Source organism: Paenirhizobium naphthalenivorans, assembly GCF_007992095.1.
GTDB lineage: Bacteria > Pseudomonadota > Alphaproteobacteria > Rhizobiales > Rhizobiaceae > Allorhizobium > Allorhizobium naphthalenivorans.
Genome location: NZ_BJZP01000014.1, coordinates 29,068 through 46,895, shown reverse-complemented (window position 1 = coordinate 46,895; position 17,828 = coordinate 29,068). Strand labels below are relative to the sequence as shown.

Below are 17,828 nucleotides of genomic sequence, written 5' to 3'. Positions count from 1 at the left end.
GGGATGTCCCGGTTCTAGTCGTTGCCGTAGTCTGGCTCGTATTCCATTTCGCGCTCCTGCTGGTCCTCATGGACGTAGCTGAGGCCGGAGGCATCGATTTCATCGCTTCCCATCAGCGTCAGGTCGCACGTTGGGCAGCGGAACTCTTCGCCGAGAAACTCGCGGTCGACGATTTCCCAGATGGCGTGCTCGTCGCGCTCCTCGCTGATGTCCTCACCGGACTGCTCGCCGGTCATGAAAGCGCGGCATTTGCAGGCGGGGCAGCTCTCCACCCAGATCTCGTCGTAGCGACCCTTGAAAATTCCTGCCTGATGTTGTGGCTCGCGCAATTCGGCTTCGGCTGCGAGGCGCTCTCGTTCGGCTCTTTTCAACGCCTCGAACTGCTCCCTGGCGGCTTCGACGCGAAGTTTGACCGCCGCTTCGAGGGCCTTGGCGGCTTCGTCGAGCAATTGACGGGGCGCCTTTGCGTCCGCTGCGCCAAGCCACTGCTCCAGGGACGATCCCATCTGGTGCAGGATCGTATCGCATGCATGCCAATAGCGCGCCTCCCAGGCGTCAAGACGCATGGTCCGGAATGGAAGGTCGGCCGAGTGGAGCTCGGCGTTCCGACGTTCGGCGATGTCCTGGCAGAACTTTTGGACCGTCTTGTCGAAGCGAGGGACGAGATGTGCGAGGCGCTCGAACAAGGTCTTGGCGGCGATCGTCTTGACGTCGGTGGTGACGTTGATGCCGGCGGCGACGAACATCGACTGCCAGTGGGTCGGATCGACCACGAGGCTCGGATGCTTCCGGGCGAGCGCTGCCTTGCCGAGCAGCTCGAGCGCGAGCGAGGCCCAGAGCTGATACTCGTCGAGATCGCTGGCGCCTTTCCGCGCGAGGGCACGGCCGATGTAGACCTTCGACTTCGCATGAAGCGCGTCGCCGTTGATTGCGATGAAGACGTCTTCAGGCATCGATGAGAATCCTCGCTAGGCGTCGGCCGGACCCTCGGTCCGACGGGCTGCGCCCGTGCAGGACGCGCCAGTTGTCAATGATGAGGATGTCGCCCTGGCGCCAATGATGCGCCTCCGCAGGGGCGCTGGCGACCCGGTCTCCGACAAGCTTCAGGGCTTGCTTGCCGCGCTCGTCCAAGGCTTCAAGACAGCCGGGATCGTAGCGCAAGAAGGCTCCGCCCGGCGACAGGATCGTCGCGTAGAAGGAGCGCCGACCCGTGCGGACGAGGACCGGAGCGTTTTCGAGAAGGTCAAGGTCCTCGCGCGAAAAGCCGAGCGTTCGCCAGTCGAGGAGCATTGTCGCTGCAGCCGGCGATCCGCGATCGATACACCCGAGAAGGAGATAACGGCAGGGTCTGGTGCGATGGCTGAGTTCCGTATGGAACGGCAAGGCGCCCAGGCCGTAGCGCGCGCTCAAGGATCGAGGATGTGCATCATCGGCTGCACGCGGCTGGACGACCTCTTCGAGCGAGCCTGCACGGCCCGGAACGCGCGAGCCGAGCCGATCACCGAGCCGGCCCAACTCGCAGACGATCGAATCGAAGTCTGCGCCCTCGCTCCTGTGACGCGACCAGCCGCGCTCCGCCAGCGAGCCGAAAATCGGTCCGGGATCGGAGACGGCAATGTCGCGTATAGCCATCTCGCTGTCCTATCGGTCGAGGCGGACACGAAGACGCCGAGCGCGCTCGCGAAAAGCAGCTTCGCCACCTTCGAGGATGTCGCAAACCGCCTTGCGGATCGCCGCGTTCTCCAGCCCGCCCGCCGCATAGCTGATCGGCGGCAGACCGCCCGAGGGATGCGGTCCTGCTTCGGCGACGATGATCTGATCGGCGTCGGTATTGATGACGAGGTTGGCGTTGTGCGTGACCATGATCACCTGGCGCTTCGCCTTCGCGGCGATGAAGAGCGCGACAAGCTCGTCGAAGACGGACTTGGGATCGAGATTCTCTTCAGGCTGGTCGATGATCAGCGGCCGATCGTCGGAGTCGTCGAGCGCCAGATAGAGCAATAGAAGCACAATGCCTCGCGTGCCGGGCGAGAGCTTGCGGATGTCGACCCCGTCATAGGAAATCTCGTACCGAACGGTGATGTGGTCGGTGCTGAAAAGCCAGTGAGCGAACTGCTTCGACCAAGTCCGGAATTCGGCCTGCTGCGTCGGCGCGTAAGGCGCATGCGACAGCAGGTCCCGCAAATATTTCGCCATGAAGGCGGTCATTGCCGCCTGCACCTCGGCCGCCGTTCCGGTCTCCCATGCGGGCTTGAGCGCTTCCGTGGCCGCGGCGATGAGCGAGCCGCGCCCATAGAAGGGGCCGGTCTTGCGTCGGTCGAGAAGTTCTTCCTCCGCGACGGCGCCCCAAGCCTGGACATCGGCGATCCTGCGGACAGAGAAGCTGAGCTTCTTCAGCGTGCCCGAGGATGCCGCAAGACGTGCCATCAGGGGCGCATAAAGGCCGGCCAGGGCATTCTGTTCGTTGATGATTGCCTCGAACACCCGGCCGTAGGTGTCATCGCGCTCGGTCTGCAGGTCCTTCCGTCGCGCGGCGGCGCCCTGCGCATCGGTAAGGCGGGTTGTCAAGATTTGAAGGGCGGAGTTCTCCTGCGCAATGCGTCCGGTCAGTGCCGCATATTGCTCGCGCACCAGCTTGTCAGCACTGAACAACGCTTCCAGGCGCGTCATCTCTGCGGCGATCGGCGCAAGCGGTAGCGCCAAGACGTCGGCAGTGTCGGCGATCAGTGGGACGCTCGGATCGCCAGGCAGTGGCGGGACGCCGTTGAGCTTGCCAACCTCGCCGTCGGCCCAGGTGATGTAGGCCGTGAGGCTCTTATCGACGTCCCCTTTGTAAATCAGCAGGAAGTCGTCCCACTGCTTGGCGTCGAGGCCGCTATTGGTGTGTCGCGCCTGTGCCTGGCGGAGCATCTCAGGGGCGCCCGTCGCCCGCATGCTGCGGACCTCGTCTTGCAACGCGACGAAGGTGCGGCGTTGATTCCCCAGGTTCTGTATTTTGTTCCTGAGTTTTTGCGCTGCCTCGCTGAGTTGGGTGTGGCGGGCAACCTGCGCCTCGGTGCCCTTGACGACGAGCTTCGCCCGATCGGCGGTATAGTCGGCGATAAGCTTGTTCTTCTGCCCGACCTGGGTGGTCAGCGAGGCGACGAGGCTCTCTTTTTCGAACTCGGTCGCGATGCGATCCGAGATGTCGGAAATCGCCTCGGCCTCGCGCTCGCGCGCCTGCTGAAACCGTGACGTCTGCTGGTCGCGCAGCTCGGCGAAGTCGAGCGCCCATTCGCGATCGTCTTGCGAGTGGGACTCGAAGATCACGCGCTCGATTTCCTCGACCAAGCCGTCAGAGACGCCTTTTGCCGAGCAAAGCTCCTCGACGAATTGCTGGGACAAATAGCGGGCTCGTGGAAACGACATATGGCCGTTGGCGTCGGCGCCATCGAGCGCGCGCGTGACCGTCGCGCCTCCGCCCCAGGTCAGCGTTGTCGTCGCGTCCCCGATCAGCCGGCGCGCACGCGCCAGGAAGGAAGGGCTGATGTTCTCGTCCGCGTCCCACCCCGAGGGTGTGATCGCATCACAGCCCGCAGCGATGACGTCCGCCAGAGCGGTCTTTCCTGAGCCCCGTGGGCCGATGATGGCGACTAAGCCCGGGTTGAGCGGGATTTCCGGTGTGGTTGCCCAATCCGCGTCGTCGATCCTGACATGCGAGAGGACCTGAGATGGCATTGCCGAGCGCGGCGGCTGTTCGCCGACATAGGCGCGACCGTCCGGGTCGATGCATGCCTGCCGGAGAGTATCGAACTCGAGTGCGCCCTTGATCCACGAGAAGCGGTTCTCGACGGGCTGGCCCACGGACTTCTGGTCATGGGAGTCACTACCATGGAGACATGGCTTGCACCCGTCGTAGCGCGAACGCAGTTCCTCGATCGTCACACCGCGTTGGCCGAGCCAGAACTCACGCTGCGCCGGGCTGCTCGAAAAGATGATGTGCGCGAACTTTTCGATTTCCTGACGCATCGTCGCGTCGGCGGCCTGCCGCAGGCCGGACGTGCCGTCTCCAGCGCCGCCGGCGACAGCGATCAGGATGTTCTTTTTCGCCCATTCGCTCTCATGGATGACTTTGCGCAATTGGTCGAAGTTGACCTTGAATTGGGTCGCGCCATGCCGGAGCGCTGCCCCATCGTCTGTGATCGTTGTGTCGGAGCGCTTGCCGAGCTTGATCAGCTCCTCGCGCGTGCAATCGAAGCGATCGTTATGGGCGCCGAATTGCAGCCGTTTAAGGATGCGCTTGACCTCGTTGACATGATCGGGGTCCTCGGGGCTCACCAAGAGATGGATGTTCACGAAGCCGGACTTTGCAGCCACGTCGAGCCGCAGCTCGATGTTCGGGAACAGCAGCTTCACGCCGGGCAACCGGCCGGCGGCCTTGTGCTTGAGGAATTGCTCGTAGGTGTCGGTGACGTAATAGTCGGTAACGGCGATCGCTTCGATCGTTGGCGTCAGCCCTTCGAGCGACGTGAGATATTCACCCCAGGGATCGGCCGCACCGAACTGGTTGTTGAGGATGGTGCCAGGCGCATGAATATGCGGCTCCCAACGGTGCCATTCCGAACCGCGACTGATCATACGCTCCCTGGTGTCCTTCCTTCTGTTGCCCTGCTCCGTCACCGTGATGCAACTGCACGGTAGCGCAGCGCCGTGCATTCTATCGTAGGAATATTTCCTGAAACTAGCGCCGCGCAATATATTGTCGCCGTCCACTGTCTTCTCCGCGGAAAACAACACGGTGGCTGGCGGAAGTATAAGCGAGGCGGCGGACGCGCCGACTAATGAAAATTTCGCGCCTTCACCTTGATGGTGTCGATGTGCAGGTCGGGAATGTGGATCTCGCCAGTACGCAGATTCTTCGGCGGCAGATCGCGCGGATCGGAACCGGAGCCGCCATTGCGGACCTGGTCGCCCCGGCCGTGCGGGAGCGGAAACGCCGCATCGCGGCTGCCGACGCTGGCGAGGTCGGCCGAGAGGTCCGTGATGCGCTGGGCGACCAGGTGAACGACGTCGCCCTCGCGTTGGATACGGCCGCGCACCGCCATCATGCTGGCCGACAGAACCGCTCGGCGGTTCGCCTCGAACACCTTTGCCCAGACCACGAGATTGGCGATGCCGGTCTCATCCTCCAGCGTGATGAACATCACGCCTTTCGCGCTGCCCGGGCGTTGGCGGACGAGAACGATGCCCGCCGCCTCCAGCCAATGCCCGTCGCGCGTCGTCATCGCCTCGGCGCAGGTGACGATCCGCCGGCGGCGGAGATCCTCGCGGAGGAAGCTCAGGGGATGGGTCCGGAGCGTCAGACCGACATGGCCATAGTCCTCGACGACTTCGCTGCCCGCCGTCATCGGCCGCAGCACGATGGCGGGCTCGCTCACCTCGGGCACGATCTCCGCCTCGCGGGCGGACGCGGCCGCGAACAGTGGAAGCGGCTCGTCGCGCAGCGCCTTGATCGCCCATAACGCCTCGCGGCGGGCGAGAGCGAGGGCAGGGCGGAAGGTGTCGGCCTCGGCGAGTTGGACCAAGGCCGCTGATGGCACGCCCGCGCGTCGCCAGAGATCGTCAATCGAGGCGAAGGCCTAGTCGGCCCGCGCGGCGACGATCGCGGCCGCATGTACATTGGCAAGGCCTTTGACCATGCGCAGACCGAGGCGCACCGCGAAGCGGCCGTCGTCGTCGGTTGGTTCCAACGTGCAGTCCCAGCGTGAGGCGTTGGCGCAGACGGGCCGAATCTCGACAGCGTGGTCACGCGCGTCGCGCACGATCTGCGCCGGCGCGTAGAAACCCATGGGCTGTGAATTGAGAAGGGCCGCGCAAAAAACGTCGGGATGCCAGCATTTGAGCCAAGCCGACGCGTAGGCGATCAGCGCGAAGGAGGCGGCGTGGCTTTCCGGAAATCCGTAAGAGCCGAAGCCTTCGAGCTGCTTGAAGGTCTGCTCGGCAAAGTCCGGCGCGTAGCCGTTCGCTACCATGCCGTCGATCAGCTTTGCCTTGAAGGAGGAGACGCCGCCCGTATGTTTGAATGTGGCCATCGACTTGCGCAGCATGTCGGCTTCGCCGGGCGTGAAGCCGGCGCATTCGATGGCGACGCGCATCGCCTGCTCCTGAAAGAGTGGCACGCCGAGCGTTTTGCCCAGCACCTTCTCCAGCTCGGGCTTGGGATAGTGGACCGGCTCCAGCCCTTCCCGGCACCGCAGATAAGGATGCACCATGTCGCCCTGGATCGGGCCCGGCCGCACGATCGCGACCTGAACGACGAGGTCGTAATAGGTCCGGGGCTTCAGCCTCGGCAGCATCGACATCTGCGCGCGTGACTCGATTTGAAAGGTGCCGAGCGTGTCGGCCTTGCGGATCATCGCATAGGTGCGAGGATCTTCGGCCGGGATGGTGGCGAGGTCGAGCGCGACGCCCTTGTGCTCGGCGAGGAGGTCCAGGCCCTTCTTCATGCAGGTCAGCATGCCGAGCGCCAGCACGTCGACTTTCATGAAGCGCAGGGCGTCGATGTCGTCCTTGTCCCATTCAATAACTTGCCGATCGGCCATCGCCGCCGGCTCGATGGGCACGAGATCATCGAGCCGGTCATGGGTGAGCACGAAACCGCCGGGATGCTGGGAAAGATGACGCGGTGCGCCGTGAAGCTGGCGCGCAAGGTCGAGCGTCAGGCGCAGGCGCCGATCGGCGGTGTTGAGGTTGAGCTGCTCGGCCTGAGCTTCCGAGACGCCTTCCTCGGACCAGCCCCAGACTTGGCCGGAGAGCGTCTTGATGAGGTCTTCCGGCAGCCCAAGCGCCTTCCCGACATCACGCAGCGCGCCTTTGGTGCGATAGCGAATGACGGTCGAACACAGTGCCGAACGGTCGCGGCCATAGGTCTCGAACACCCACTGCATGACGATCTCGCGCCGCTCATGCTCGAAATCGACATCGATGTCCGGCGGCTCCCGGCGCTCCTCCGAGACGAAGCGCTCGAACAGGAGATCGTTGCGGCCGGGATCGATCGAGGTGATACCGAGGACATAGCAGACGGCCGAGTTCGCCGCCGAGCCGCGGCCCTGACAGAGGATGTCTCGCGAACGGGCGAAGCGCACGATCGAGTTCACCGTCAGGAAATATGGGGCGTAGTCGAGCTTCTCGATCAGCCGCAACTCATGACGCAACGTTGAGACGACATGATCGGGCACGCCTTCAGGATAGCGCTGCGCAGCACCCTCCCAGGTCAGCTTCTCCAGCGTCTGTTGCGGCGTCAGCGACGGGTCGTCGCGTTCCTCGGGATACTGGTACTTCAGCTCGTCGAGGGAGAAGCGGCAACGGGACGCAATCTCAACGGTGCGCGCCAAGGCCTCGGGGTAACGGGCAAACAGCCGGTGCATTTCCTCGGGCGGCTTCAGATAGCGGTCGGCGTGGCGCTCGCGCCGCTCGCCCAGTTGGGGCCGGCGACGGCGGCAAAGATGGAGCGGCTCGGCATTTTGACCGGAGCGGACCTGAAGGCGAAGCCGCTGGCGTTCCTGCAGGAGCATTTCGGCAAGGCCGGTGCCTGGTATTACAGGATTGCGCGCGGGATCGACGATCGCCCCGTCCAGCCCGATCGACCGCGAAAGTCGGTCGGAGCGGAGGACACCTTCGCCGTCGACATACACGATCTTCAGGCCGCGCGTGCCGAAGTGACGCCGCTCGTCGATAAGGTCTGGCGCCACTGCGAGGCGAAGAACCTGCTCGGCCGGACGGTCACGCTGAAGATCAAGTTTGCCGACTTCCGGCAGATCACCCGTAGCCGGACCGTGGGCACGTCGCTGCGTGCAGCATCCGACGTGGAAAGCATCGCGTGCAGCTTGCTCGAGCCGCTATTTCCGACCGAGAAGGGAATTCGCCTGATCGGTGTGACGATCTCGTCCTTTGATGAAGACCGGGAGATCGGTCAGGACCAGCTTAGCCTTATCTAGAGGCCGAGTGCGGCCATCCAGGCCTGCACCTGACCGAAGGCATCCCGCTGCCACTGCTCCGGGGTCCTATCACCGATGGCCGGCGTTCCCTCGACGAACTGGCGGACCCACACCGGTCCGATCATGTCTTCGGCAGAGAATTTCTCGGCAATTCCCAGATAGCCCTCGCGCGCCTCCTTGATCTCAAGCAGAGGGCGGCAGAGCTCCGCCAGCGCCTCGGGCCCGCCTTCGTAGTTGCGAATGCAGTAGTAGACGTCATAGGCGTCCTTGCGTTTCTTCCGCCGCAGAAGCGCCTGTCCCTTCATGGCAAGCAGGGCCGGGATGGAAGCGACCGCGATCTCGACGCGGTTGCGGCCGCCGCCGGGCATTACTCCTTCAACTGCCGTCAGCTGGTGGAAGCGAATTGCGAGCTCGGCGCCGGATGCACGCTGGACCGCGAACTCCGACAGGATCGGCGGAATGTTCTTCTCGATCTCAGCATCGCGCGGCATCAGAAAGTCGACGATCACCTCGATAGGCGGGCCGCCATCCGCGGCCTCGACCGTACGCACAAGCTGAAAGCGTTTGTGGTCGGCGCTTTGCGCGTATCCGTTTTTCATCAAGGCATCGACGAGCCGAACATACTCGCCATCGCCGAGCGCTTCCGCATTGAGCGTCAAATCCACGTCGATCGTGCCGACATGCCGCATGTCGTCGGCCTGAAGGAGCAGCCAAGGAACCGCGCCGCCGACAACGGCAAATTTGCCCTCGAAGCTGCCAAGGATCTGGCCAATCTCGAGGAGCGCGGATTTGACCGCTTCGGTGACGCGATCGGTATAGTCGGCAGCAGATTGTGGGTCAGGCGCTAATGCCATTTTAGCAGCTTCTCTCTCAGATGATCGGCGGCCTCTCGCCCTCGATCGTCGAGCTGCGAAAGGTCTAGATACGTCAGAACCGGTGACGACACGGGTGGGGCGCCGGGAATCTCCACGCGCTCCTTCAGGATAGCTGGATCATCGGGCTCGATAATCTCGACATTGGCGCCGCTTTTGGTTGACTTCAACTTGAGTGTTTCGATCAGCTCCGGCACCACGGAGGTATCGGCGTAGAGTGTCGTGGTATTGCCGCGCATGTAGGGCGCAAGCCACTGCGCGGCCGAAAGCCCGCCAAGCATGGCATGCCCTTCGGTTTGCGGCCTCCACAATGCCTCACGCAGCGTCTCTTCCCACTGCCGCCCATGGAGAATGCTGTACCAGGACGTTCGCTTGCCCCGGACCGGCTCATAGGAATCACGCCATGCGTCGAGCAGAGCGTCGGGCGCAGTCAGGTGGAGACCCTCCTCACCGACGGTCCCCCATTCACGATCGCGCAGGGCTGAACGGACGTTACTGACGTGGCCAAGGCTGACGTCCGATGCCTCCGCAAGCTCGGTCACTCTCCAGGTCCGCGCCGGATCGCGCAGAAGCGTGCGTAGAACCTGGCCAGCCTTTGGCGAGAACACGGCGCGATAGTTGCGGGCGGCCGGCTTCGGGCGCTCTGCCGTTTCCCGTTCAATGAAGACGCCGTCGAACGCGATGCGGCAGTTGCCGGCCAGGTCGAGCCACCCCATTCCGGCCCCCGCGCAGATCTCGCGCGATTCGGGCGAAAGCCACGAGGCAGCAACGAGCGGAACCATGCTCTCGTGAAGGGCCTTGTTTTCGCTCCTGGCTATGTAGAGGGATAGCGTATCGATGGCCTGTCTGATCTGTCGCGGGTATGCCGGCTCCTTCACCTCGCAGACCAATGTGACTTCGTGATTGTGGATACGAACTTGGGCCAGCACATCGGGGCGCTGCGCTCGCATGGAGCCGTTCGTCCGCAACTCTGCCTCTGCCACGATCGAGCGGATTTCGAGCGAAGGAATCCTTTCCAATTGCTGGCGCAGGGCGCCCGCAAGCTGGAGTTCGATCTCTTTCATTCGTTCATAGGCTTTCATTGGCTAGTGAAATAACTCGTTCTGGTGAAATTGGCAAGGCATTTCACCAGAACGCAGGCTTTCACTGAATAGTGAAAGAGCCAATCTTATTGAAAGAGGAGCCTGGTACGTCATGTCGCGAAGGTCAGGGATCGCCGCTTTGCGCGGCACAGCGTCACAAATCATGTTGCGATCTCCGCGCTACACTCGGACTTTCTGACATGATTTATTGATCTGCTGGGCCCCTGGCCTCTCAGGTTCGTCGCAAATAAAGGCTTTCCGGCGCGTGGGTGCCCGCGACCGAGGTCAAAGACGTCGCTGTTGTTCTCGAAATGGAGAGAACACCGCGATCATCCCGCTCCGCGTCATTCGAGGGAAACCGCCCTTCAACAAAGGCATTCTGCCCGTCGAGATCGAGGTCTGCCCAGAATCCGTCGGTCGCGACAAACAACGTCTGATCCCGCAGGTCGATCATCGTCAGATCGGGAGCGATGAAGCTCCGAGAGCGGAAACTTCGTGTGAGAACGTGCCGAGCGTCCGACTTCGCGAGAACGTCGTGCGGAACAGCCGTGAGCGCATTCGCGAGCGTATGAGGCTGCAAGAGCCATGATATCCGTCCATCGGCATCGCGATGGCCAAGCAGGCAATCGCCTGCGTGCAGCACGATAGCAGGCAGCGCGGCTGCCGCATACACCAAGACATAGCTTGCCGAGTCCTTCTTGAAGTCCGCGGCAAGGACGGCATGTGTCATGCGAAGCTGTTCAGTCACGGTCTCGGCGGTGATCTCGGCGACCGTGGTCACGAACCAGTCGACCACGCGCCGCGCAATTTCGCGCGCAAACAGACCGCTGGCCGATCCTGCCGTCGATCCATCGAGAACGATTGACAGGATTGAATCGCCGCGAATGCCGATACCAACGTGGTCGCGATTGTCCGCGGTTCTCGTTCCCTGCTGACAGTGCCATTGGATCGCGAACGCCATGTCAGCGACCGTCCAACCGGCTGATCTCGACGAGGCGCTCGTAGACGATGTCGGCACGGCCTGCAGGTCCCCGAACATTTCCTTGAAGGAAATGCTCGAAGTTGGGATCTGCCAGCAGGCCCGTTATCTGCTCGGCGATATAGATTCGGATCTCGGGATCAGCCGCAGCGATCTCCTCCACGAGCTCCTCGCGGCCGTCAACGAGCAAGAGGATGTCCTCCGTGTCGCGACTGCCGATGAGGTCGCCTCCGCCACGGCCGCGATAGGCCTCCAGTTTCGTCGCGACGAAGAGAGGAGGCGTGAGGTGCCGGATCTCGAGCGCTTTCTCCAGCATTGCCGGGACCGCCGTCTCAACCCCTTTGGCATACCAGCGATTGCTGAAGCCGAGGATCGTCGCATCGTCCGGCATGAAGTCGACCTTGAGCTCGCCAAGCCTCATGCGGCAGATGACATTGTCGTCCGCTGCCTCTGCGAAACCGCGCTCTCGTAGCCGATCCATCAGTTCCGCCCATTCCGCAAAACCGGCGAGATCCACGATCAAGTCGACATCGTCGGTCGCCCTGACGCCTTCCAATGTGATCGGATCGGTAATGTAGAGAGCGGTCGTACAGCCACCGACAAAGACGAGGCGCGCCCGAAGCTCGTCGCCGAGCGCCACGGCGACGGCCTTCAGCATTTCCTTCAATTGGCCCTGTACCGTCATCCCAACCTCTCCGTCAGCAGGTTGGCGGCTACACTAGCTTCGCGTTGATTGCCGATGCGGATGGCGTCGGTGAGCGCGAGATAGGCGTACAGGCGCTCGTCCTTTTCCGCGGCTTCCGGGACCGTTTTGAAGAGCGGCTCGATCGATTGCCCCATTTCCTGGCCACGCGCATAGGCCCACACACTGATGAGGCTGCCGGCGCTATGAAGGGATTCCCGAAGCACAGGCGCGGCAAATGCAGTAGGTACACCGCGCTGCATTGGGCCTGGCTTGGCGGGAAAGACGAACTTCAGACCATGGACGATGAACTCGCGGAGCTGGCGCCGGTTCGGCTTCGGCCGCCCGAACTTCCTATCCTTGATGGCAAGGCCTGAACCGAGACTGCGCTTGATCGAAGCACTGACCTCGGTCTTGCTGATTCCGAGCGCCGCCTCGAGGCCGCGCACGGAATAGGGATCTTCTCCCGTCGCCACGCCATGCCGTGCGGGTTGCTGACCGATCTCTTGCTCGCCGTCCTCCAAGCTCGCCAGCTTGAGCAGGACGACCACATCCTGGCTCTTCATCATCGAAAGCGCTCCTGTCCTCTGTCCTCTGTCCTCTGTCCTCTGTCCTCTGACCAAGGACAGGTAAACATGTGGTTCATTGCAATGTCAACGCCGTGAACTCGGACCTGCGATCGAGGAGCGTAAAATCCCTCAATTCGTCATCGCGTGGCTCGAATATCATCGCAGCATCTCACCCGTCCTTGGTCCCAGGACACCGGACACGCAGACGTGACAAATTTCATCCTCGAAAAGTGCGTCCACCTCAAATTAAACCCCAGGCGCGGAAACTACCTCGCCCCGTCACTTCACGGACGCCAAGCTCGGCGACGAGATTGAGAGCTGCTCGATGGCTCACCTTCAATTCCTTGGTAATCATCGACGAGGACACGATCGGCCGCGCAATGAAAAGTTCGATGACGCCGGGCAAGCTACTCGACGAGCGTTTTCCTTGCAGCTTTGGTTCGAAGCGGTCCGCACCTGGCCGAGCCGGATGATCTCCTTCATCACCAGATCGGCGCCTAGGGCTATCGCTTCCCGAGAACGTCGCCAAGCGTCTGGATGTAGCCCGCCTGTCCGTTCCTGCAACCTGCCCTCCCGCTCGCCGCGCGCAAGTGAGGTAATAAGGTCGGCCAGGGTGCAGAAGTAGACGCTCTTTCCGGCTGTGATTAGGCATGGAATAAGAGGGACGATCGGCCTCCATAAAGAGGGCGTTTTGCGGAAGGGGGCGAAGTCCTACGCTCTCATGATCGTCATGGATGTGAGGAAGGTGCCTTCGCCGAGTTTACATCGACAACCTGACCGGTGTGCCGCGAGGCGATCTGACCACGATTGATCATGCTTACAGCCACGTCGACGCACTATATGGACGTAGCCAAGAACCAAGCGTCAAGGCTTCATGGCTGTTGAAGAAGGTCTCGAACTCAAACATGTGCCGATCGCCATTGAGGTCTTGCAGCAGGACTTCGCTCCGGCCGAGAAACCCGCCCCTCTGTGCTCCACAATAGCCGACGATGGCAGCAAACAGATCGATCTCGCGCAAGGCACCAAAGCGTTCACGAAAGGGGGGCGATTCAACACAATAGCGGCAGGGATTTGCCGCGTCGAAATCGGCCTTTCGGCGTGTGGGATGCGGATGTCCGGTCACAAGGGCAACGATCGGTCGACCGCCATGCGCCTGTTCGACGAACCGCCAAAGCGTTGACGTCATAGTATTGCCGAAGCTCTTGCTAAGGCTTTTTACAAGCTCCAAGCTCGGCGCCGAGGAGATGGCCTCCTCAGCAAAGCGATCGGACAGAAAGAGCAATTGCCCGGCCGCGAAGTTCGCCTCGGCTTCCATGACTGCGTGGCAGGAAGGCGTGAGGGTTTGCTCGGTATCGCCCAACATCATCCCCGCATGCCAGGGAATGATATCGTGACCGATCTCGTGCGCCTCATTCCAGCGGTGCTTGAGCGGTGGGAGATCCTTGTCGAGAAGGATGCGCTTCTGATCGGGAAGATAGAGAGCCTTGAGGCTGAGGGTCTGTACGGCCTCGCGCAGGATTGTCGGGCGCTTGAGGACCTGCAGGCCAGCGACCTTCATGCGTGAGAACATCTCTCGCAGGAGACTGTCGTCGGTCGTGCTGTAGTAGCCTCGATCGAGTTTCAGGAGATCGCGAACGATGCGCAGGTCTATGGGCGGCGCGGGGTTGCCAAGACCGCGCAGGACCTTGGCAACCTGTCCGTTGATGTCGGCGATAGTGCGATGTCCGAGACTGACGTTCTTCACTTCACTCGCTTGGGCTGCTGCTCGCTCAGAACGGCGACGAACGCCTCCAGAGCCGAGCTTTCCTCGGGGGTCAGTTTATGCACGGCCTCGGAGCGCGCGGCAAAACGCACCGCTTCCTGACGGAAGCCAGCATCGTTCGCTGCGGCCAATCCCGCAAGCTGCATGAGCCGCTGCTGGGAAACCTCGAAGGTCTCCGCCAGCTTGAACACCGTGCGTGGTTCCGGGACGTAATGAAGATCGTCCTCGATCACCAGAAGCTCGCTGGCATCGAGGTCCGCGACCTGGGCCAGCCGCTCCATCGAGAAACCGCAACGCCGGCGCATCAGATTCACGAACCGGCCAAACGCAATGCGGGTTTCCTCGACGACCGCCGCCGACGCGCCGGCAGGGCGCTCCTCCGGCATCGGATCGAACGCGAGCAAGCCGGCGCCGATGACGGCGTCGCCTTCACGACGTGCCCGAGCCATCCACCACTCTTTGCTCCGTTCCAGTTTCATCGTCCTTCCTCCTTTTCGAAGAATGCGCGAGCCTGCTCGACGGTCATCTCGAAATATCTCAAATTCTGACAGGCAGGATCCGGCCCGAGGTCGGTCATGCCGGTCTTGCGGTAGAAGGCGTCGGCTTGAGGCAGGGAATGCAGGCCGATCCGCCCCTTGAACCCTTCTTCGTGACTCAGCGCGACGGCGGCCGTGAGCAGCACGGTCCCGACGCCGCGCAGACGAGGAGCCGCCCCGAGTTCGGAGCGATTCCAGGGCGCGACCTCGAGATACTCGACATAAACGAGAGGCTTGCCCTTCTGGCTCGGCTCCTGGCAGGCCCTCGTCAGGTCGAGTTGCGCGAGCCCTTGGGTGATCCCCTGCGCGATAACGCTGAACCCGGGAAAGGCCAGCATACCCTGCACGCGAGCAATCTTCTTCGGCCAGTTCCAATGCAAGCTCTGAGGCCAATCCGCGCGCGGCACCTGCCGTGCGACCAGATCCTGGATCGCTGCGAGTATCGCGGGAATCCAGTGTTTTGCCCAATCATCGGTCTGCGCCTGCTCGATGGCATCCCGCAGTTCGGCTTCGACGCCGTCACCCGTTGACACGTCGAGAAGATAGACCTTCGATACCTCGACCGTCATAGAAGCATCAGCTCCGCCTTTTCCTTGGTCGCGTCATTCTCGAACAGGAGCTTTTCACCCCTTTCGACCCTAGCATCGATCGTCTGGTAAAGGCGCAAGGCCTGCCGGAGCACGGCGGTCTTGGTGATGTCCTTCCGGGCCGAAAGATCGTCCAGAACACGCATCTCGGCGTCGGTGAGGTTCAGCGTCATGGTTCGCTTCGCCGTCATCTCATCCTCCGTCGTTATATGCAACATATAGAGAATCAAGGGGAATTTGTCAACGAGAAATAGCTATTGCTACACCTCTTGAATAGCTATTTTTTAGCTACTATATCCATGCGACAGCTGGGCCCAAGGCGCCCGGAAACAGGAGCGGGATATGGGGCGACAGCACGTCGATCATAATGAGATCGCCGCCTTCGCGCAGGACAAGGTGAACCTGCCGAAGGACAAGGCGGATGAATACCGGGCCCAAGCCCGGCGGCTTCGCGAGAAGCTCGAGGGTTATCTGTCTGAGCACCCCGACTTCACGCTCAGGAAGATGATGCTCTCCGGCAGCCTGGCGAAAGGCACGGCGCTTCGTTCGCTCAACGATATCGATGTCGCCTGCTACATCAGCGGCGCGGCGGCGCCGAAGGACGTCAAGGCGCTGCTCGATTATCTGGCCGAACGGCTGCGCAAGGCATTCCCGAACTTCAGCCCGGACCAGGTCCAGCCGCAGACCTACTCGGTCACTGTCTCCTTCCGGGGCAGCGGGCTCGATGTCGACGTGGTGCCGATCCTCTATGACGGCGACGCGCAGTGGTACGGGAACCTCGTCAGCCAGGATGACGGCTCGTTCCTGAAGACGAGCATTCCTTTGCACTTGGAGTTCGCGGGCAAGCGCAAGCGTGCCCAGGAGAAGCATTTTGCACAGGTGGTGCGTCTCGCGAAATTCTGGTCAAGGCGCATGAAGCAGGAGCGCGATGGCTTCCGCTTCAAGTCCTTCATGATCGAGATGATCCTCGCCAAGCTTTGCGATGACGGGCTGGATTTCTCCGACTATCCGGAGGCGCTACAGCATTTCTTCACCTATATCGCCCGCACCGATTTCCGGGAGAAGATCGTTTTCGGAGACTACTATCCCGCCTCTTCGGTCGGAACATTCACCGACCCGGTCCAGATCGTCGACCCGGTGAACGCCGTCAACAACGTCGCGCGTCTCTACACGGCCGCGAATGCCGATTCGATCGTCGAGGCCGCCCTCGATGCTGGCGACGCCATCGACGCAGCGCTCGCCGCTCCCAACAAGCAGTTGACCGTCGCCTATTGGCAAAAGGTCTTCGGCTCTTCGTTCCAGGTATGAGGTCGCCCATGTCCACGAGCTACAGCTACACGGAAACCGCAACCTTCACGGTCACCCATGCGCGGCACATGGCCGCCAAGGTCGCGGCCGATCTCAAGCGCATGCAGCGCTTTTACGGCAGCCCTTCAGATGAGCGCATCGAGCAGTTTGAGGCCGAGGTCACCGAGTTGATCCGGGCCGGCTATCTCGGCACGGTCACCTATGGCTTTCAGAGGAACGGCAACTGGATCGAGCCGACGCTGCGCTACACCGCGAAGGATCTCGCCGGCGCCTCTGCGAATGACGACGATCCCGGCCGCGTTCGCCACAACGCCAATGTCAGCGGTGCGGTTTTCAAGAGCTACCTCACCTACAGCGCGGCCTGGAGCCAGCTCACGCAAGCGGAGCGCGACGCCTTCGAGAAGACGCTCCCGATTTCGCGTGGCGGAGCGGCAGAACCTGGCATCACCGGCTATCTCGCCAGCGACCGGACCTATTCGTCTGGTGGCAAGGCCCTCGATCGCGCGACCGTGAGGAGCTTCTGATGAATACGAAGCCGACACTGGACGAACTCTTCGAACGGCGCATCACATATCCCGACTTCGACCCGCAGGCTCGGCTCGCGCGGTTGATCGGCCTAGATGATCAGAAGAGCCGTCTGGCGAAAATTCTCGGTCTGCTCGTTAACCCGGCGGGCCTTGCAGCCTGGGCGCGCCAGCATCATCCCGATGCTGACGCTCTTCTCGACACGGTGTTGCGGCGTCCGCCGCTTGTTGTTCTCGCCGGCGACGTCGGCTCGGGAAAGACGGAGCTTGCCGAGACGATCGGCGACGCCGTCGCTCGGCAGGAGAAGATCGATATCACGCTCCTGCCGCTCAGTCTCTCGACCCGCGGCCAGGGGCGTGTGGGCGAGATGACGCAACTCATCTCTGCCGCCTTCGACTACACCGTGGCAGAGGCGAGCAAGCTAAAATCCGCCTCGGGCAAAGCTCGTGGCGCCGTCATTCTGCTCGTCGATGAGGCGGATGCCCTCGCCCAATCGCGCGAGGCAGCGCAGATGCATCATGAGGACAAGGCGGGCGTGAATGCCTTTATCCGGGGCATCGACCGTATTGCCAACGCGAAACTGCCAGCGGCGGTTCTCATGTGCACCAACCGCATCAGCGCGCTCGACCCGGCGGTGCGCCGCAGGGCGGCCGACGTGCTGACTTTCGCGCGTCCTGGCGACGAGCAGCGCCGATTCGTCCTCGCCGCCCGCCTGCAGCCGATCGGCCTCGCTCGCCAGCAGATCGACGCGCTGGTGGCAGCAACCGGACCACAGCGCGGCGGCCGCGACTATGGTTTCACCTTTTCTGACCTGACCCAAAGGCTTCTCCCTGCGATCGTGCTCGACGCCTATCCGTCGAAACCGATCGATGGTGCTCGCGCCGTGGAGATCGCCCGAACCATGGTTCCAACACCGCCCTTCCGGGACGGCGAAGCGGCGGCGTGAGGTG

The 17,828-nt window shown here is 62.3% G+C and carries 17 protein-coding genes and 2 pseudogenes; 4 read left to right on the top strand and 15 right to left on the bottom strand.

What is annotated here, in order from left to right; translation table 11 throughout:
- Positions 1-14: 14 nt before the first annotated feature.
- The 4 genes and pseudogenes from RNA01_RS14420 to RNA01_RS24080 form a co-directional block, all read right to left on the bottom strand.
- Entirely contained in the window at positions 15-953 is a 939-nt protein-coding gene (locus RNA01_RS14420) for a hypothetical protein (protein WP_147180917.1), read from the bottom strand.
- Positions 946-1,632, bottom strand: a complete 687-nt coding sequence (locus RNA01_RS14415; RefSeq protein ID WP_147180916.1) for a TauD/TfdA family dioxygenase — start codon at positions 1,630-1,632, stop codon at positions 946-948. Before RNA01_RS14415 ends, RNA01_RS14420 begins: the two co-directional genes overlap by 8 nt.
- A 9-nt stretch (positions 1,633-1,641) precedes the next feature.
- The gene (locus RNA01_RS14410; RefSeq protein ID WP_147180915.1) at positions 1,642-4,617 is read right to left on the bottom strand and encodes a TrlF family AAA-like ATPase; all 2,976 of its coding nucleotides are present in this window, start codon (positions 4,615-4,617) and stop codon (positions 1,642-1,644) included.
- A gap of 200 nt (positions 4,618-4,817) precedes the next feature.
- Positions 4,818-7,460, bottom strand: a pseudogene (locus RNA01_RS24080) (error-prone DNA polymerase); the annotation flags it as partial.
- 24 nt (positions 7,461-7,484) lie between these two features.
- Between RNA01_RS24080 and RNA01_RS14400 the strand changes: the two are divergent.
- Positions 7,485-7,976 (top strand): DinB/UmuC family translesion DNA polymerase, encoded by a 492-nt coding sequence (locus tag RNA01_RS14400; RefSeq protein WP_284727943.1) that lies wholly within the window; start codon positions 7,485-7,487, stop codon positions 7,974-7,976.
- On the opposite strand, the gene RNA01_RS14395 is transcribed toward RNA01_RS14400, so the two are convergent.
- From RNA01_RS14395 to RNA01_RS14345, 11 genes and pseudogenes are all read right to left on the bottom strand, one after another.
- Positions 7,973-8,830, bottom strand: coding sequence for a nucleotidyl transferase AbiEii/AbiGii toxin family protein (locus RNA01_RS14395; protein WP_147180913.1), 858 nt, complete (start codon positions 8,828-8,830; stop codon positions 7,973-7,975). The genes RNA01_RS14400 and RNA01_RS14395 overlap by 4 nt on opposite strands.
- A complete protein-coding gene (locus tag RNA01_RS14390) occupies positions 8,821-9,912 on the bottom strand; it encodes a type IV toxin-antitoxin system AbiEi family antitoxin (protein WP_170253455.1) in 1,092 nt (363 codons plus the stop codon). The genes RNA01_RS14395 and RNA01_RS14390 overlap by 10 nt, the downstream gene beginning before the upstream one ends.
- A 250-nt stretch (positions 9,913-10,162) precedes the next feature.
- Positions 10,163-10,711, bottom strand: coding sequence for a hypothetical protein (locus RNA01_RS14385; RefSeq protein ID WP_147180911.1), 549 nt, complete (start codon positions 10,709-10,711; stop codon positions 10,163-10,165).
- Between the two features lie 181 nt (positions 10,712-10,892).
- On the bottom strand, positions 10,893-11,594 hold the full coding sequence (locus tag RNA01_RS14380) for a hypothetical protein (protein WP_147180910.1): 702 nt from the start codon (positions 11,592-11,594) through the stop codon (positions 10,893-10,895).
- Positions 11,591-12,157, bottom strand: a complete 567-nt coding sequence (locus RNA01_RS14375) for a hypothetical protein (protein ID WP_147180975.1) — start codon at positions 12,155-12,157, stop codon at positions 11,591-11,593. The genes RNA01_RS14380 and RNA01_RS14375 overlap by 4 nt, the downstream gene beginning before the upstream one ends.
- A gap of 244 nt (positions 12,158-12,401) precedes the next feature.
- Positions 12,402-12,515, bottom strand: coding sequence for a helix-turn-helix domain-containing protein (locus tag RNA01_RS24365; protein WP_235916651.1), 114 nt, complete (start codon positions 12,513-12,515; stop codon positions 12,402-12,404).
- A 197-nt stretch (positions 12,516-12,712) separates the two neighbouring features.
- Positions 12,713-12,805, bottom strand: a pseudogene (locus tag RNA01_RS24525) (AAA family ATPase); the annotation flags it as partial.
- A gap of 172 nt (positions 12,806-12,977) precedes the next feature.
- Entirely contained in the window at positions 12,978-13,904 is a 927-nt protein-coding gene (locus tag RNA01_RS14360; protein WP_147180909.1) for an ImmA/IrrE family metallo-endopeptidase, read from the bottom strand.
- Positions 13,901-14,401 (bottom strand): helix-turn-helix domain-containing protein, encoded by a 501-nt coding sequence (locus RNA01_RS14355; RefSeq protein ID WP_235916642.1) that lies wholly within the window; start codon positions 14,399-14,401, stop codon positions 13,901-13,903. The genes RNA01_RS14360 and RNA01_RS14355 overlap by 4 nt, the downstream gene beginning before the upstream one ends.
- Positions 14,398-15,027 carry a GNAT family protein gene (locus tag RNA01_RS14350; RefSeq protein WP_147180908.1) on the bottom strand — a complete coding sequence of 210 codons (630 nt, stop codon included), beginning with the start codon at positions 15,025-15,027 and terminating at the stop codon, positions 14,398-14,400. Before RNA01_RS14350 ends, RNA01_RS14355 begins: the two co-directional genes overlap by 4 nt.
- Positions 15,024-15,236 carry a transcriptional regulator gene (locus RNA01_RS14345; protein ID WP_147180907.1) on the bottom strand — a complete coding sequence of 71 codons (213 nt, stop codon included), beginning with the start codon at positions 15,234-15,236 and terminating at the stop codon, positions 15,024-15,026. The genes RNA01_RS14350 and RNA01_RS14345 overlap by 4 nt, the downstream gene beginning before the upstream one ends.
- A 151-nt stretch (positions 15,237-15,387) precedes the next feature.
- Here RNA01_RS14345 and RNA01_RS14340 point away from each other — a divergent pair, with 151 nt between their 5' ends.
- The 3 genes from RNA01_RS14340 to RNA01_RS14330 are packed head-to-tail and all read left to right on the top strand — an operon-like array spanning position 15,388 to position 17,824.
- Positions 15,388-16,353, top strand: a complete 966-nt coding sequence (locus RNA01_RS14340) for a CBASS oligonucleotide cyclase (RefSeq protein WP_147180906.1) — start codon at positions 15,388-15,390, stop codon at positions 16,351-16,353.
- A gap of 8 nt (positions 16,354-16,361) precedes the next feature.
- Complete coding sequence (locus tag RNA01_RS14335; protein ID WP_147180905.1) at positions 16,362-16,877, top strand: HORMA-1 domain-containing protein; 516 nt, start codon at positions 16,362-16,364, stop codon at positions 16,875-16,877.
- Complete coding sequence (locus RNA01_RS14330; protein WP_147180904.1) at positions 16,877-17,824, top strand: AAA family ATPase; 948 nt, start codon at positions 16,877-16,879, stop codon at positions 17,822-17,824. Before RNA01_RS14335 ends, RNA01_RS14330 begins: the two co-directional genes overlap by 1 nt.
- The last annotated feature ends 4 nt before the right edge of the window (positions 17,825-17,828 follow it).

Bases quoted from the DNA above. Each gene is read 5' to 3' on its own strand.
- RNA01_RS14375 (WP_147180975.1), bottom strand. From the start codon at position 12,157: ATGAAGAGCCAGGATGTGGTCGTCCTGCTCAAGCTGGCGAGCTTGGAG.
- RNA01_RS14335 (WP_147180905.1), top strand. From the start codon at position 16,362: ATGTCCACGAGCTACAGCTACACGGAAACCGCAACCTTCACGGTCACC.
- RNA01_RS14390 (WP_170253455.1), bottom strand. From the start codon at position 9,912: ATGAAAGAGATCGAACTCCAGCTTGCGGGCGCCCTGCGCCAGCAATTG.
- RNA01_RS14410 (WP_147180915.1), bottom strand. From the start codon at position 4,617: ATGATCAGTCGCGGTTCGGAATGGCACCGTTGGGAGCCGCATATTCAT.
- RNA01_RS14345 (WP_147180907.1), bottom strand. From the start codon at position 15,236: ATGACGGCGAAGCGAACCATGACGCTGAACCTCACCGACGCCGAGATG.
- RNA01_RS14380 (WP_147180910.1), bottom strand. From the start codon at position 11,594: ATGACGGTACAGGGCCAATTGAAGGAAATGCTGAAGGCCGTCGCCGTG.
- RNA01_RS14415 (WP_147180916.1), bottom strand. From the start codon at position 1,632: ATGGCTATACGCGACATTGCCGTCTCCGATCCCGGACCGATTTTCGGC.
- RNA01_RS14330 (WP_147180904.1), top strand. From the start codon at position 16,877: ATGAATACGAAGCCGACACTGGACGAACTCTTCGAACGGCGCATCACA.
- RNA01_RS14420 (WP_147180917.1), bottom strand. From the start codon at position 953: ATGCCTGAAGACGTCTTCATCGCAATCAACGGCGACGCGCTTCATGCG.
- RNA01_RS14355 (WP_235916642.1), bottom strand. From the start codon at position 14,401: ATGAAACTGGAACGGAGCAAAGAGTGGTGGATGGCTCGGGCACGTCGT.
- RNA01_RS14400 (WP_284727943.1), top strand. From the start codon at position 7,485: ATGGAGCGGCTCGGCATTTTGACCGGAGCGGACCTGAAGGCGAAGCCG.
- RNA01_RS14340 (WP_147180906.1), top strand. From the start codon at position 15,388: ATGGGGCGACAGCACGTCGATCATAATGAGATCGCCGCCTTCGCGCAG.
- RNA01_RS14395 (WP_147180913.1), bottom strand. From the start codon at position 8,830: ATGGCATTAGCGCCTGACCCACAATCTGCTGCCGACTATACCGATCGC.
- RNA01_RS14350 (WP_147180908.1), bottom strand. From the start codon at position 15,027: ATGACGGTCGAGGTATCGAAGGTCTATCTTCTCGACGTGTCAACGGGT.
- RNA01_RS24365 (WP_235916651.1), bottom strand. From the start codon at position 12,515: ATGATTACCAAGGAATTGAAGGTGAGCCATCGAGCAGCTCTCAATCTC.